12 protein-coding genes are annotated in these 14328 nt (G+C 57.8%); 10 read left to right on the top strand and 2 right to left on the bottom strand.

What is annotated here, in order from left to right; all coding sequences use genetic code 11:
• Window positions 1–51: 51 nt before the first annotated feature.
• A complete protein-coding gene (locus tag FE784_RS17405) occupies window positions 52–999 on the bottom strand; it encodes a phosphate/phosphite/phosphonate ABC transporter substrate-binding protein (RefSeq protein WP_139603505.1) in 948 nt (315 codons plus the stop codon).
• A 194-nt stretch (window positions 1000–1193) separates the two neighbouring features.
• Between FE784_RS17405 and FE784_RS17410 the strand changes: the two genes are divergently transcribed.
• Window positions 1194–2786, top strand: coding sequence for a bifunctional metallophosphatase/5'-nucleotidase (locus FE784_RS17410; RefSeq protein ID WP_139603558.1), 1593 nt, complete (start codon window positions 1194–1196; stop codon window positions 2784–2786).
• Here FE784_RS17410 and FE784_RS17415 read toward each other — a convergent pair.
• A complete protein-coding gene (locus FE784_RS17415; protein WP_139603506.1) occupies window positions 2781–4052 on the bottom strand; it encodes a methyl-accepting chemotaxis protein in 1272 nt (423 codons plus the stop codon). The two genes, FE784_RS17410 and FE784_RS17415, sit on opposite strands and share 6 nt — an antisense overlap.
• Before the next feature lie 423 nt (window positions 4053–4475).
• Here FE784_RS17415 and pxpB point away from each other — a divergent pair, with 423 nt between their 5' ends.
• The 9 genes from pxpB (at window position 4476) to FE784_RS17455 (ending at window position 14241) form a co-directional block, all read left to right on the top strand.
• Complete coding sequence (pxpB, locus tag FE784_RS17420; protein ID WP_246132073.1) at window positions 4476–5312, top strand: 5-oxoprolinase subunit PxpB; 837 nt, start codon at window positions 4476–4478, stop codon at window positions 5310–5312.
• Entirely contained in the window at window positions 5296–6339 is a 1044-nt protein-coding gene (locus FE784_RS17425; RefSeq protein WP_246132077.1) for a 5-oxoprolinase subunit C family protein, read from the top strand. The genes pxpB and FE784_RS17425 overlap by 17 nt, the downstream gene beginning before the upstream one ends.
• On the top strand, window positions 6332–7075 hold the full coding sequence (locus FE784_RS17430) for a LamB/YcsF family protein (RefSeq protein ID WP_139603508.1): 744 nt from the start codon (window positions 6332–6334) through the stop codon (window positions 7073–7075). Before FE784_RS17425 ends, FE784_RS17430 begins: the two co-directional genes overlap by 8 nt.
• Before the next feature lie 468 nt (window positions 7076–7543).
• Window positions 7544–7759: a DUF6199 family natural product biosynthesis protein gene (locus FE784_RS43120; RefSeq protein WP_484217483.1), complete on the top strand. Its 216-nt coding sequence runs from the start codon at window positions 7544–7546 to the stop codon at window positions 7757–7759.
• Window positions 7760–8228: 469 nt separating this feature from the next.
• Window positions 8229–8519, top strand: a complete 291-nt coding sequence (locus FE784_RS17435; RefSeq protein WP_138878799.1) for a CD3324 family protein — start codon at window positions 8229–8231, stop codon at window positions 8517–8519.
• 98 nt (window positions 8520–8617) lie between these two features.
• The gene (locus FE784_RS17440; RefSeq protein ID WP_139603509.1) at window positions 8618–9010 is read left to right on the top strand and encodes a gamma-glutamylcyclotransferase family protein; all 393 of its coding nucleotides are present in this window, start codon (window positions 8618–8620) and stop codon (window positions 9008–9010) included.
• Window positions 9011–9082: 72 nt separating this feature from the next.
• Window positions 9083–9463, top strand: a complete 381-nt coding sequence (locus FE784_RS17445) for a response regulator (RefSeq protein ID WP_139603510.1) — start codon at window positions 9083–9085, stop codon at window positions 9461–9463.
• 22 nt (window positions 9464–9485) lie between these two features.
• Complete coding sequence (locus FE784_RS17450; RefSeq protein WP_139603511.1) at window positions 9486–12512, top strand: ATP-binding protein; 3027 nt, start codon at window positions 9486–9488, stop codon at window positions 12510–12512.
• Complete coding sequence (locus tag FE784_RS17455; protein WP_139603512.1) at window positions 12505–14241, top strand: response regulator; 1737 nt, start codon at window positions 12505–12507, stop codon at window positions 14239–14241. The genes FE784_RS17450 and FE784_RS17455 overlap by 8 nt, the downstream gene beginning before the upstream one ends.
• Window positions 14242–14328 lie beyond the last annotated feature (87 nt).

A 14328-nucleotide genomic window follows, 5' to 3' on the forward strand; every position in this document is an offset into this window, starting at 1 on the left:
ACATGCGGGATGGCTGTTTATCGTTCAAGCGTGTTGAAGCGGGATAGCGGATTACTTGCCGCCGAGCTGCTTGTTCGCGTCGCGTACGACGTTGAAGTTCTCGTCTTTGCCTTCCACGTACCCTTTGTGCGTGTAGACGTCGAAAATGATTTTTTGGCCCTCCGGATCTTTGCCGATTGCGATAAAGGCGTCGGAAATCTTTTTCTTCCACTCGGTACTCATGTCCGGGCGGACGGCGATCGTGTCATTCGGAATTTTATCGGTAAACGCGAGAACCCGCGTTTTTTGCATAACGTCCGGTACGTCCTTCTGCATTTGCGCGCGGATGTCCTGGAACACCGCGACGGCGTCGACCTGACCGTTCAGCAGCCCGATAATCGCTTTGTCGTGGCCTTGGAACTGGACGCCTTGCACGTCGGAAACGGGATCGATTCCGTTCTTCTTCATTAATAGGGCGGGATATGTGTAACCGGCGGCGGATGTCGTGCCTTGCCAGCCTATCTTTTTGCCCTTCAGGTCTTTGATTTCTTTGATCGGGGAATCGGCCTTGACGACGATCATCGATTTGTACGAATCGACGAGATCCTGCGTCGGTTGACCGGTTTTGTCGTCGACGCCGAGACGGGTAGCCTGAAGCAGCAGGTCGGCCGCCTTCTTCGTGTCATGGGCGACGACATAGTTGGTCGGAGGGAGGAAGCCTACGTCAACCTGTTTGGAAGCCATAGCCTCGATTACGGTGTTGTAATCGGTCGATACGCTGACCTTGACCGTGATGCCGAGCTTGTCCCCCAGCAGCTTCTCGAGCGGCTTCGCTTTCGCTTCCAGCGTCTCTGCGTTTTGCGAAGGCACGAACTGTACTTTCAGTTCTTTCGGCACGTATCCTTGCGAGGCGGATGTTTTGCCGTTGTCGGACGTGCCCGCTTCCTTTTGCGCACAGCCTACCGACAGACCTGCGGCCAGAATGACGGATAGGCCGATAGCCGATGCTTTCTTGAACATGTTTTGTGTCCTCCCTTTTGTACACCCTACCCAGAGTAAACGCAGAAATAATATATCACAATTCGACATTTGTTTGGTACGAATCGCATGTTAAGTTGTCGTAAACCGTCGACGTTTGTATTGTTGGGACCACCCTGCTATAGTTGGATGAGAATAGATCGCAGGAGGGAACCGATTTGCCGGAAGCGAACGCGATGGTCCGCCTTACGCTGGTGGAAACAAGTGACTTGCACGGGAGTATTTTACCCATTCGCTATGCAAATAATGAGCAAAACGAAGTCGGTCTTGCCAAGGTCGCTTCGCTGCTTCGCCGGGAAAGGGAACGGGCCGGGAGCGAAGGCGGATTCGTTCTGGCGATCGACAACGGTGATTTGATTCAAGGGACGCCTCTCGCCTACTATCACGCCCGGATCGACAACGCGCCGGCGGATCCGATGGTGCTGGCTTTGAATAGGCTCGGATACGATGCGGCCGTCATCGGCAATCATGAATTCAACTATGGGATGTCCGTTCTGGACAAGGCGGTGTCGGAATCGGAATTCCCGTGGCTGTCGGCCAATACCGTCAAGGCGGGTACGGAAGAGCCTTATTTCGGAAAGCCGTATTTGATCAAAAATTGCAATGGCGTCAAGGTCGCCGTGCTCGGTCTGACAACGCCGTATATCCCGAATTGGGAAAACCCGCGTAATATCGAAGGTCTCGCGTTTTTGGACGCGGTAGAAACGGCTGACCGATGGGTCCCTTATTTGCGCCGGGAGGAAGGGGCCGATGTCGTTATCGTCTCGTACCACGGGGGCTTCGAGAAGGATCCGGATACGGGCGAGGCTACGGAAACGCCGACAGGAGAAAATCAAGGCTACCGGTTGTGCATGGAAGTTCCCGGAATCGACGTACTGCTGACGGGACACCAGCATAGGGAAATATCGGGAAAGACGTTGAACGGCGTGACGATCGTGCAGCCCGGATATTTGGGGCAGCAGGCCGGAATCGTCAGAATGGTGCTGGTACCGGACGGGAACCGATGGAGAATTGCGGAGAAGGCGTCCGAGCTGCTCTCCGTGAACGGGATAGAGCCGGATCCCGAGGTGTTGGATATCGCCGAGCCTTACGAAGCCGCGACGCAGCAATGGCTGGATACGCCGATCGGATCGATCGAAGGCGACATGACGGTGCGCGACCCGATGCAAATCCGCATGAAGGACAACGCGATGATCGAGTTTATCAACAAGGTGCAGATGGAGAATTCCGGCGCCGCCATTTCCAATACGGCTTTGTTTACCGACGACTCCCCCGGTTTCCCGCCTCGAGTGACGATGCGCCATATCGTATCGAACTACATTTATCCGAACACGCTGAAAGTGATCCGCATTACCGGCAGGGACATGATGGACGCTCTGGAACGCAACGCCACCTATTTCACGACGGACGGGAACGGAAAAGCGGCGATCAACCCGAAGTTCGCGGTGCCCAAGCCTCAGCATTACAATTACGACATGTGGGAAGGCATCGAATATACGCTCGACGTATCGCGTCCGGAAGGGAGCCGCGTCGTTCGGCTGATGCATCGGGGGGAGCCTGTCGACCCGAACGGCGAGTACGATGTCGCCATGAACAATTATCGCGCGGGAGGCGGCGGGGACTACACGATGTTCCAAGGAAAGCCGGTCGTGAAAGATATCCCGACCGACGTTTCCGAGCTGATCGCCAATTATATACTGGAACGGAAAACCGTTGCCGCCACTGTGGACGGCAATTGGGAAGTGATTACGTCGTCTGCGCCGTCATAAGCGGAAGACGACCGTTTTTCGTTTCAAGCCTTCCGCCTGGTTGCGGAGCACGTCCGAGGAAGCGGATATTTCCTCCATGACGGCCGTCTGCTCCTGGGCTGCGTCGGCGACGCGGAAGGCGCCTTCGGATATGGTCGCCGCAATATCGGCGATCTCTTTGGCGTCTCCGAACGTCCGGCGGATTTGCTCCGTCTGCCCGTTCATATGGACGACGATGCTTTGCAAAGCCCGGGCCGACTCGTCCGCGGAGGCCGTTATCTCGGACAAGGCGCGGTTGGCCGCTTCGCCTTTGGTTTTCTCTTGGCGGATCAGCATCACCTGATTGTTCGTTTCGCGGGAGACGCTGGCAGTCTGCTCCTGCATTTGCCGGACCAGCCGGTTGATCTGCTCCCCGGCTTCGGAGCTGTCCGTCGCCAGCTTGCGGATCTGATCCGCCACGACGGAGAAGCCGAGTCCGTGCTCGCCGGCATGCGCCGCTTCGATCGAAGCGTTCAAGGCGAGCAGTTGGGTCTGTGCGGCGATTTCCCCGACGAGATGGGAAATTTGTCCGATTTCCTTTGCATGCGTCTCGAGCTTGCGGACGATCGTCAGCGTCTGCTCGCTCATGACGGAAATGTCCGTCATGCCCCCGACGAGCGAGCGGAACGTAACGCCGCTGGATGCAATCGTCTTCACCATCGCTTCCGACAAGGCGATCGCATGCTCGGCCTGGCGGCTTACTTCGCCCGCCGTCTCCGTCACCCGCTCCACGGAGCGGAACATCGTCTGCGCCGATTCGGCTTGCGTCGAAGCGCCTTCGGCGACCCGATCGATCGTGATGGCGATCGTCTCGATTTGATGCGCGGCGTGGCCGATCGCGGAGCTGAGGGAATTGGCGCTTTGATCGGTGACGCCGACGCTGTCTTTCAGCTCGGCGATTATCTGCTTCAGGTTGCCGAGCATCGTCCCGAACGACCGGTGAAGCTGCAAAATCTCGTCGTTGGACCGGTACTCGGGAATCGTCACATTCAAATTCCCGGTAGCGGCCTCATCCACGACGGCGGACAGCCGCAGCAGCGGGCGGATAATAAATTGCGCCGCCAGCCACCCGAGGAAGCTCGTCCACAGGATGCCCAGCGCCAGCACCCCGCAGATGTAGAGCCAGTCGGCCATATTCGGGGCAAGCCACGGCTTCAGCACGAAGATGAAAAAGCCGCTTGTTCCGTACGTTATGATCGAAACGCCGGAGATGCCGAGCACCAGCTTTCGGACTAGACCGAACTTCATGTCGTTTCCTCCTTGACGCGCGGTTTGTCGCGCTTCCAGTTGTTTATGGCGTTGTATTGCCGGGGCTCGCGGTTGTGTAGCATCGCTTCGAAGCGCGACATCCCGACAGCGAGGTGCGGATTCGCGGATTGAATGCGGAAACTGCGTGCGATCCGAATGAAGGAACTCTTATCGGGCGGCTTCGATCAGAAGCCTTTTTTCCAAGTATAAGGGAGAGCAAGCCGAGGGGATGTGACGGAAATCACACGTTTCCGGCAGGCGCCGGATACGAAAGTCCCATACCAGTTAAGCTCTTAAACGTCGATGAACATCATGCAGCCGGGAGCTTGTTTGAGCCGGCCTGCCGATCGAGAGATGCCGGTGGTCGGAATACGGGTGCATGGCCGAATGGTGAAGGTTGGGTTACAATAGGGATAAGGTTACTTGGAATTACGGAAAGGGGAGACGGACATGTTCGGCAAGGACGATGAGGCAGCTCTGCACCCGCTCGGCGACTCGGCGCTGCTGATCCGTTTCGGGGAACGGATCGAGCCGGGCTCGACCGGGAAAGTACGCGCGGCCGTTCGCAAGCTGGAAGCGAAGCCGTTTCCCGGTTTTATCGAAGCGGTGCCGTCATACGCCGCGCTGGCGGTTTACTACGATCCGTGGATCGTGTACCGGTCATTGCGCTACAAGCGGGCCGACGCGGAGGAAGCCGTGTATGAAGCCGTATGCGATACGGTCCGCTCGCTTCTTGCATCGCAATCGGTCGACGATGACGATGAGACGGACACCGTAGTGACGATTCCGGTCTGCTATGGGGGGAGCTACGGCCCGGATCTGGACGAATTGGCGGCATACCACCGCATTGGAGTAAAAGAAGCCGTTGCGCTGCATGCCGGAGCGGAATACACCGTAGCGATGATCGGATTCGCTCCGGGCTTTCCTTACTTGTCCGGACTGCCCGAACGGCTGGCGACCCCCCGTCGGGCAACGCCCAGAGGCGAGGTTCCGGCCGGCAGCGTAGGCATTGCCGGTAGTCAAGCGGGTATGTACTCGCTGAAAACGCCCGGAGGCTGGAATATTATCGGACGTACGCCGCTTCCGCTGTTTCGTCCGGACGCCGAGCGGCCTTCGCTGTTGCAAGCGGGAGATCGCGTAAGGTTCGAGCCCATTACGCCGGAACGGTTCGAGGAATTGGCGTCTTCCGCCGCACGGACGACTGACCTTGATGGCGCCGAGCGGAGAGGGGGACAGCTTGATCATGCAAAATCAAAGTAGCGCCTACGTGGTTAAGTCGGGCTTGTTCACGACTGTGCAGGATGACGGCCGCTTCGGCCATCAGCGCATCGGCGTGCCCGTCGGCGGCGCCATGGACGGCTATGCCCTGCGCGCGGCTAACGCGCTCGTCGGCAACGGCCCGCGCGCGGCCGCGCTCGAGCTGACGCTCGCCGGCTTCGCGCTGCGGCTGGACGCCGACGCGCTCGTCGCCGTCACCGGCGGCGGCTCCTCGCCGACCGTCGACGGCTGCCCGCTGCCCGCGTGGCGCGCCGTCTTCGTCCGCCGCGGCGCCGAGCTCGCCTTCGCGCCCGCCGCCTCCGGCTGCCGCGCCTACCTCGCGATCGCGGGCGGCTTCGCCGTGCCCGCCGTGCTCGGCAGCCGCGGCACGCACGTCCCGTCCCGGCTCGGCGGCCTGGACGGCCGCCCTCTGCGGGCGGGGGACGCGCTGCCTGTCGGCGCGCCGGAGCCAGCTGCCGCTGCGCTGCTCGCGAAGCTGCGCGGCGAGGCCGGGGACGCGGCTTGGGCGGCCCCCGCCTGGGGCGTCAGCCCGCACGCGCTGCCGGCTTACGACGACCATCCGGTCGTGCGGGTAACGCCGGGCCCCGAATACGAACGCTTCGCGCCGGACAGCCTGCGGCTGTTCCTCGCTTCGGCGTTCGTCGTCTCGTCCCGCTCCGACCGGATGGGCTACCGGCTGGACGGCCCGCGGCTGGAGTTGGCTGGCGCCGGGGCCGGAAGCCTGCTGTCGGAGCCGGTCACGGCCGGGACGGTTCAGGTGCCGCCGGACGGTTTGCCCGTCGTGCTTATGGCCGACAGACAGACGACGGGCGGCTATCCGCGCATCGCTCAAGTGTCCGAGGCGGATCTGCCTCTGCTGGCGCAGGCGAGGCCCGGAGCGCAAGTGCGATTCGAGCTGATCGGTCATGCCGAATCCCGGCAATGGCTGCTGGCCGTCCGGCTGGAGGAGCTCATGCTGCGGGCCGGCATCGGGATGCGGATGCGGGAGGAGACGGAGCGTTATGGATAAATCGGACAAACGTATCGACTTGAACTGCGATATCGGCGAAGGCTTCGGCGTATACCGGACCGGCGAGGACGAGCGGCTGCTCGATGTCGTGACGTCGGCGAATATAGCCTGCGGCTTTCATGCGGGCGATCCGGCGACGATGCTGCGGACCGTAAGGCTGTGCGCGGAGCGCGGCGTGGCGATCGGCGCGCATCCGGGGCTGCCGGACATGACAGGGTTCGGCCGGAGAGAGATGGCGATTTCGCCGCAGGAAGCTTACGAGATGACGGTATATCAGCTAGGGGCGCTGTACGGCTTCGTCCGGGCGGAAGGGGCCGTTATGCGGCATGTGAAGCCGCACGGGGCGCTTTACAATATGGCGGCTGCCGATGCCGGTCTGGCCGAAGCGATCGCGGAGGCGGTGCGGCGCGTGGACGCTGCGCTCGTTTTGGTCGGGCTCGCCGGAAGCGAGCTGGTCCGCGCCGGTGCGGCTGCGGGGCTGGCAACCGCCGCAGAAGCGTTCGCGGACCGGCGGTACCGGCAGGACGGCACGCTCGTGCCGAGGCGGGAGCCGGGAGCGATGATCGGAGACGCCGCCGAGGCGGTCGGCCAAGTGCTGCGTCTCGCCGCGGCGGGACAGGCGCAGACAGTGTGCGTACACGGTGACGGCCCGCATGCCCTCGAATTCGCTTCCCGGGTCCGGCAAGGATTGCAGCAGGCGGGATGGCGGCTTGCGCCGGTGGCGGGCGAAGCGTGACGTGCGGAGATTGGCCAGAGAACGCTCCTTCACTTTTTCATTGAGTTGGATTTTATAGGAAAACGAGGGGATTTCCGTTTGATGGCGATTTCCTTGCGGCAGCGCGGAACAATTACTTCCGTTATTTGAATCGAAGGGAAGCATAAGTTCCTCTAATACCGAGGGAAGGGCGTAAGAACAGCACGAACGGAACAATTTTTTCCTCTATCCGGGCAAAACGCTATTCAAACAACAATGTTACTGCCAATAAAGGAACTAATCCTTCCTCTACGCTCCATTTTACGGCTTTCCGAAGGGCATAACGGAACTTTTTGTTCCGCTTGCCTGGTTGGACAGTCTTTCATGCAGCGCCCCCTTGCGGGCCTTCCTATACGGGCTCCGGTCGATAATCCCCACACCGGTTACGGAAGCGCTTAGTTTGCCGCATAGGTGAAACGATGTCGGTTTATTAAAACCAGTGGGGGATATATGAATGATCGAATACCATGGGGAATTTTCAGCTATATAAAGCCTGAATTCGCTTATAGATACACTTTCGGCAATATCCTTCGACATCGGAAGCCTTCCAAATCCTTCATTAGTAACTATAGGATTTCCGGAATTGCGGGGGTAGCCTTCGGTTTATATGTATTGTACAAAGTTTTTACAAATGGATTTGGAAATTACCCTGGCTGCGGTGCCTGACAATATGTTTTTTTGCATTGCAATAAGACCAGACCTTTCCCTTCGCCTCAGGAGAATATCTTTATAAACATTCTTTCCCAAATGTTAGGCTTGATGAATCCAACGTCATCCCATATAATTGTAATGTTACCAAAATGGCAATGAAAATCGACTAAGGTGAGAGGAGGCGTACGGCATGCAAAACATGTTGTTTAACGGCAAAATCGAGGTGTACCGCTTTTAACCGAATACGGCCTAAACTTAACCTTCACCTGATGCGCGTGAATACATACATTCGACACAGGCACGATGCGGGTTATCGTGTTTTTTTGTTCCCTTTTTTCCGAGGTTTACGGGACTAATCCGCCGCTCGCGGCGTCCGGACGGGAATCCGGACCATTCTAAATAGGAGGTGAGACGATGAAAGCGCTCAGCATTGTTCAAGTCGGGTCGGTTTTGGCATCCAACAATCTAGAGGAGGTTTTCATCAATGAGTTACAAAAACGGAAAGGATTTTCTTCCGCCTAGCTTATTGAAGGAACTGCAAAATTACATTCAAGGCGAACTTGTCTATATTCCGAAAATCGAGCAAACCAGGGCCGGATGGGGCGAGAATAACGGAACGCGCAAGCTGATCGAGAAGCGCAACCGCGAAATTTACCAGATGTACAAAGGCGGCGCAAGCGTCATCGAGCTGATCCAGCGCTTCCATCTGTCCGAGGACAGCATCCGCAAAATTATCGTCAAGACCCGGGAACTCGTACAAAATGTGGCCAAATGAAAGCAGGACGTTTATCGTCTTGCTTTTTTTCTTTGCGGCGGAGATTTTTGCGCGGAAACGTTTGTATAATGAAACGAGACCTGACGGAGGGATGGCCGATGAAACGCGTTTTCGTGTACGGAACATTGATGACGGGAGAGGCGAACCATGGCATAGCGGCGCCTCATACGTTTTCCGTCGAGCCCGGCGCGGTGAGAGGAAGACTTTACAATGCCGGACCGTATCCGGCTCTAGTAGTCGAAGCGACGGGAAACGACGATGGCGGCAACGTCGTGCGAGGCGAATGGCTGACCGTGAGCGATGAGGGGCTTCCGGCGATGGATGCGCTCGAAGACTATTACGGCCCCGGCGATCCCCGAAACGACTACGATCGGGTGCATATCCGCGATATCGACGGCATTCGCCGCGGTTGGGCGTACGTCTGGCAAAATTCGAGGGGATGCGCGGAAATACGCTCCGGATTTTGGCGGGAGCGCGAATCAAACTTCTAGTACAACGGCTGGAATGAAATGCTATAATGAAGAGAATTGAAAGAATCATGTCGAAAGAACGGAGAGAACAACATGACGGGGAAAAAAATACTGCTTGCCGACGACGAAACGGCACTCCGCTTCCTGCTCACGGAAACGCTGGCGGACGAAGGCTACGCCATTACGGAAACCGAGGACGGACAGCAAGCGAAAGACAAGCTGCAGCAAGAGTCGTACGATCTGGTCATCCTCGATTATATGATGCCGGAGAAAACCGGGGTCGAAGTATGCGAATGGCTGCGCGGATCGGATTCGCCGAACCGCGACATTCCGGTCATTTTGCTGACCGCCAAGGCGCTCGAGAAAGACAAGGAAAAAGCGAAGGCGGCCGGCGTCACGTCCTACGTCGTCAAGCCGTTCAGTCCGCTCCAATTGATCGATATCGTGGGAAGCCTGCTCGGGGACGGCGAATAGTCGGGGAGAGGAACGGATCAGTATGCCGACCAAAATGAGAAGCATCGCATCGAACGTGTCTGTTTTGATTTTTACGACCATTTTGCTGTTCGCCGTCTTCGTGCTCGCTACCGGGTTGACGATGAACAACCATATCATAGAGGCCCGTGACAACCTCGAGCTGGAAATGCAGGACCAGGCGCTTGTCGAAAGCTTGTATAACGACTCGCAAACGGTCGTTTCCGACTTGAGGGCGTATTTGGCATTCGGCAGAGCCGATTTTTTGACCCAATTCCTCGCCATGAGGCAGACGTTCGATGCGAAGCTGAACGATATATCCGACCGATTCCAAAGCCGCGACTACGGAGAGAAATTTTCCAACGAATGGAACGCCATTCTTAAAGCGTGGGCAAGCTACCGACAATCGAGCGAAACGGTAATCGAGCTTAAAAAAAGCGGCAGCATGGAAGAAATCGAGAATATGTCGAAGACGACGACCACGTCCAACGTGAACGATATGAACCGCAATTTTCAGACGATCATGTCCTCGCAGAACGAATCCGTGCAGCGCTGGCTCGACGATAACCGGAAACGGACCGACATGCTGATCCTGCTGCCGATCCTCGTCGTTACGGGCGCCGCGATAGCCGGCGGGCTGCTAGTCGTTTATTTGCGCCGCAAGGTGATCGGCCCGATCGTTCAAGCCGACGCGGCCGTCAACCGGATTGCCGATGGCGAATATGTGCAGGTCGCGCTCAGCCACCGCAACGACGAGCTGGGGCGGCTCGAGCGCGGCATCAATTTCATGTCGGGCGAATTAAGACAGCGTCACGTCGCACTCAAGGAATCGAACAAAGAGCTGATCGACCAGCGCGACCTTCTGGAGGCGCAGAATGAAGAAATATCCGCCCAGCAGGTCGAGCAGCAGGAGATGCTGCTTAAGCTGACCGATCGGGAACGCGAGCTGGAGCTGATTACGACCTATCAGGAGAAGCTGACCGGCCACGTGGAAATCAAAGCGTTCCTGAACCATTCGGTCAAAGCGCTGCTGCAGGCGCTGCATCAGGATGCGGCCGTGCTTATCGCGGAGAATCCGGAGACGTCCGCTTTCGACGTCATTTACTCGTACGGATACCCGCAGGGCGCGCTCCCTTCTTCCTATAAAGAGTTGTTCGGACCGAGCATGCGCGTCCTGCACGAGAAGCAGGCCATCTACCGGAAGCGGCAGCTGAATGCGGACGAACGGGGCATTCACGGCGGCTATGACACCGCGCTGGACCAATACTATCCGCTTCTCGACGAATATTCGCACGTGATCGGCATGCTCCTCATTACGTCCTATGGGGCAAGCGAGGTGGACGACACGCTGCATCGGCTCACCAAAGGGCTCGTCCGGCAGTTCGCGCTCGCATTCCTGGCGCAGACGACGAACGAGGAGCGGCGCAAGCAGGCGTACTTGCTGGAAGAGCTGAACGAGGAGCTGTCCCAGGAGCGCGACAGCTTGCAGCAGCAGCGGGATCTCGTTAGGCGCATCATCGAATCGATTCACGAAGGCATGGTCATGTGCGACGGCGGCGGACGGATTCTGTTTTCCAATGAGCGCATGAACGAGATGTTCGGCTTCGACCGTTTCTCCGGATCGAATGTCCGGGATTTTTGCCGGCATCTGGAAGCGGGGGCTCCGGACAAATCGCAGCTGGGCGAATTCGCCGAGGCGGTCCTGAACGGAACGCTTGAGCAAGTGCAGGAACGGTTTACGCTGGCGCTCGAAGACGGACGCGAGGAGCATTTCGAGCTGTATGTCAACTCCATAACGGACCCGATCGAGAATACGCGCAGCTTCCTGTTCGTGTTCCGCGACCGCACCAATGAGGAAATGGCCGACGAGATGAAGAACGAGTTCATCAGCATCGTGTCGCACGAGCTGCGTACCCCGCTCGCGAGCGTTCTCGGCTTTATGGAAATTTTGCTGAACCGGGATATTCCGAAGGAAAAGCAGAAGAAATATATGGAGACGATTTACAAGGAAGCGAGCCGACTGTCCAACCTGATCAACGATTTCCTCGATCTTCAGCGGATGGAATCGGGCAAGCAGGCGTACCAGCACATTCCCGTCAACATGTCGGCGGTCGTGAGGGACGTCTCCGAGCAATGGCAGGGCAAGCAGGACCATCGCATCGACACGGCCATCGAGCCGGAAGTGTTCGTTACGGCCGATATCGACCGGATGACGCAGGTGATGCACAACTTGCTTAGCAATGCGGTGAAATATTCGCCGACCGCGGACCGAATCGCAGTCCGTGTCGCCAAGGACCGCGACTATGCGGTTATCGAGGTGCAGGATTTCGGTTTGGGTATTCCGGAGGACGCCAAGGAGAAGCTGTTCAACAAGTTTTATAGGGTGGACAACTCCGATCGCCGGCAAATCGGCGGCACCGGCCTCGGGCTCGCCATCGTCAAGGAAATCATCGAGTCCCACCACGGTACGTTGACGTTCGAGTCGGAGCTCGGCGTCGGCTCCACCTTCCGCATTCGGATGAAAACTTATCGCGCGACCGGGATGGGCGGCAAGGTCGTCATCGTGGAAGACGACGAGAACTTGTCCAAGCTCATTGCCGTCGCCTTCGAGAAGCTGAACGTATCGACCGTACAGCTGCGCAGTGCGGAGGATGCGGTTTTGTCGCTGCGGGAAACGACCGGGCCGGCTCCGCTTATTTGCATCGTCGATATCCAGCTGGACGGCAAGAAGCTGGGCTGGGATTTCATCGCCGAGCTGTTGCAGCATCCGGTATACCGCAACACCCCGGTCATCGTGTCGACCGTCCTGGAGCCGCCCAAGCATTTTCATGAGACGGATACGGGCAAATATTTGCGCAAGCCGTTCACGATCGACCGGCTGCTCGAGCTGGCAGCGAGCCTGATGGAGCCCGCCCAGAGCAATCCTACCGTCGTTTTTCCGGTTCAGGACCGGGAGGCGATCGCAACGAAGCTTGAAGAGAAAGGGATTCACGTGACCGATTTGAAGATCAAACGGGATATTATCGAAGTGGAAGTGAAGAAGCATGACTGATTCGCAGGAGCGGGACGGATTGGAGAAGCAGCGCAGAAACGAAAGGTTGTTGAAGGAAGGCAAAGCCCATTTCCTGGAGGAGCTGCACAAGCAGATTCACACGATGGAGCAAATGCTGTGCCGGATGGAGCAGGATTTCGAAGAAGAGCTTCCCGGACATTTTTACCGGTATGCCCACACGCTGAAGGGCAGCGCCCCCGTATTCGGCTTCGCCAGCGTGGGCGACGTCGCCGGGCTGCTCGCAGCCGAGTGGGAGTGGTCGCAGGAAGAGGCGAAGGCGGAGACGGCAGCGGCCTCCTCGGCGAGGCAAAGCGCGTTGAACAGCAAGGGCAGCCTGATGCAGCTGAAGATGGAATTGATCATTTTGCAGCGCCAGCTGCAGGTCAGCGATCAGAAGGAGCAAGGGGCGCGTACGCCGTTAATGGGACAGACCGGCAAGCTGCTCGTCGTCGACGACGACGATGTGCTGCGCTCGTTTCTCGTCCGCCGGTTCGAGCTGGACGGTTATATCGTTCACGAATCGGACTCCGTGGCCAAAGCCAAGCAGAAGCTGCGCGAGGATACGTACGACCTGATTTTGCTCGACCTGATGATGCATCCGCAGTCGGGCTACGAGTTGTTCGATTATTTGAAGGAAGACCCGACGCTGAAATGGATTCCATTGATCGTCCTGTCGGCACGGAACGACGTGCACGACAAAGTACGGTGCCTCATGCTCGGAGCGAACGATTACGTGACGAAGCCGTTTCAGTACGACGAACTGGCCGCGCGTATTTTCAGCCTGCTGTCCCGTACGAAAAATTTCGAGCAGCTCGCCTTTCGCGACCCGCTTACAGGCATATTCAACCGGCGCTATTTCGATCATCAGATCGAACAGGAGCTGCAGCGGATCGCCCGTTATCCGGCGCCGATTTCGATAGCGTTCATCGATATCGACCGGTTTAAGCATATTAACGATACGTACGGACATGCGATAGGCGATCTCGTGCTGCAGGGTCTGGCCCATTTGCTGCAGCAGCAGCTGCGCTCGACCGATTTTCTTGCCCGCTTCGGCGGTGAAGAGTTCATCGCGGTCATGCCGAATACGACGGGGGAGCAGGCAGCCCGCATCATGGAGGGAGTACTCCAGCTTACGCATCGTCAGCCGATAGCGCAATATGAGGGACAGCCGTTTTCGATTACATTTTCCTGCGGAGTTGCCGAATGGACGAAAGGGCTGCCTACGGCGCACTGGATCGCGCTCGCCGACGAAACGATGTATCGGGCGAAGCAGCAGGGACGCGATCGCGTGCTGATCGCCGGCGGCAAATCGGAGACGGCGGTGCTGTTCGCGCCGGAAGGCGAATTAAAGCCGAAACGGGTACTGGTCGCAGACGATGACGGCATTCTCCGCTCCATTCTCGCGTCCCGTCTGAAGAAGCTGTCGGTCCAGGTCGCCGAAGCGAAGGACGGGGAGGAAGCGTACCGCTATTTGCACGAACATGACGTCGATTTATGCATTTTGGACGGAGTCATGCCGAGAATGGACGGTTTCGAATTGTTGAAGAAGATGAAGGCGGATTCCGGCGAACGGTTAAGGAATACCCGCATATTGATGCTGTCCGGCAAAAAGCGCGAGGAGGACATCGCCCTAGCGTTGCAGCTCGGCGCCGACGAATACATGTCCAAGCCGTTTTCCCTTGTCGAGCTGGAGATGCGGGTGAATCATCTGCTCGGGATAAACGAGTGAATCCCGCATTGCGGCTCCTGCGTATAACAAGCCTCCGTCCCCGCTGTCGATGCGGCTCGGAGGTTGTTTCTTTCACGTACTTTCTTA

It is taken from the genome of Paenibacillus hemerocallicola, from assembly GCF_006265175.1.
GTDB lineage: Bacteria > Bacillota > Bacilli > Paenibacillales > NBRC-103111 > Paenibacillus_AB > Paenibacillus_AB hemerocallicola.

Excerpts from the sequence above, each read along its gene's own strand:
- FE784_RS17405 (WP_139603505.1), bottom strand. The coding sequence starts at position 999 with ATGTTCAAGAAAGCATCGGCTATCGGCCTATCCGTCATTCTGGCCGCA.
- FE784_RS17410 (WP_139603558.1), top strand. The coding sequence starts at position 1,194 with ATGGTCCGCCTTACGCTGGTGGAAACAAGTGACTTGCACGGGAGTATT.
- FE784_RS17415 (WP_139603506.1), bottom strand. The coding sequence starts at position 4,052 with ATGAAGTTCGGTCTAGTCCGAAAGCTGGTGCTCGGCATCTCCGGCGTT.
- FE784_RS17425 (WP_246132077.1), top strand. The coding sequence starts at position 5,296 with ATGCAAAATCAAAGTAGCGCCTACGTGGTTAAGTCGGGCTTGTTCACG.
- FE784_RS17430 (WP_139603508.1), top strand. The coding sequence starts at position 6,332 with ATGGATAAATCGGACAAACGTATCGACTTGAACTGCGATATCGGCGAA.
- FE784_RS43120 (WP_484217483.1), top strand. The coding sequence starts at position 7,544 with ATGAATGATCGAATACCATGGGGAATTTTCAGCTATATAAAGCCTGAA.
- FE784_RS17435 (WP_138878799.1), top strand. The coding sequence starts at position 8,229 with ATGAGTTACAAAAACGGAAAGGATTTTCTTCCGCCTAGCTTATTGAAG.
- FE784_RS17440 (WP_139603509.1), top strand. The coding sequence starts at position 8,618 with ATGAAACGCGTTTTCGTGTACGGAACATTGATGACGGGAGAGGCGAAC.
- FE784_RS17445 (WP_139603510.1), top strand. The coding sequence starts at position 9,083 with ATGACGGGGAAAAAAATACTGCTTGCCGACGACGAAACGGCACTCCGC.
- FE784_RS17450 (WP_139603511.1), top strand. The coding sequence starts at position 9,486 with ATGCCGACCAAAATGAGAAGCATCGCATCGAACGTGTCTGTTTTGATT.
- FE784_RS17455 (WP_139603512.1), top strand. The coding sequence starts at position 12,505 with ATGACTGATTCGCAGGAGCGGGACGGATTGGAGAAGCAGCGCAGAAAC.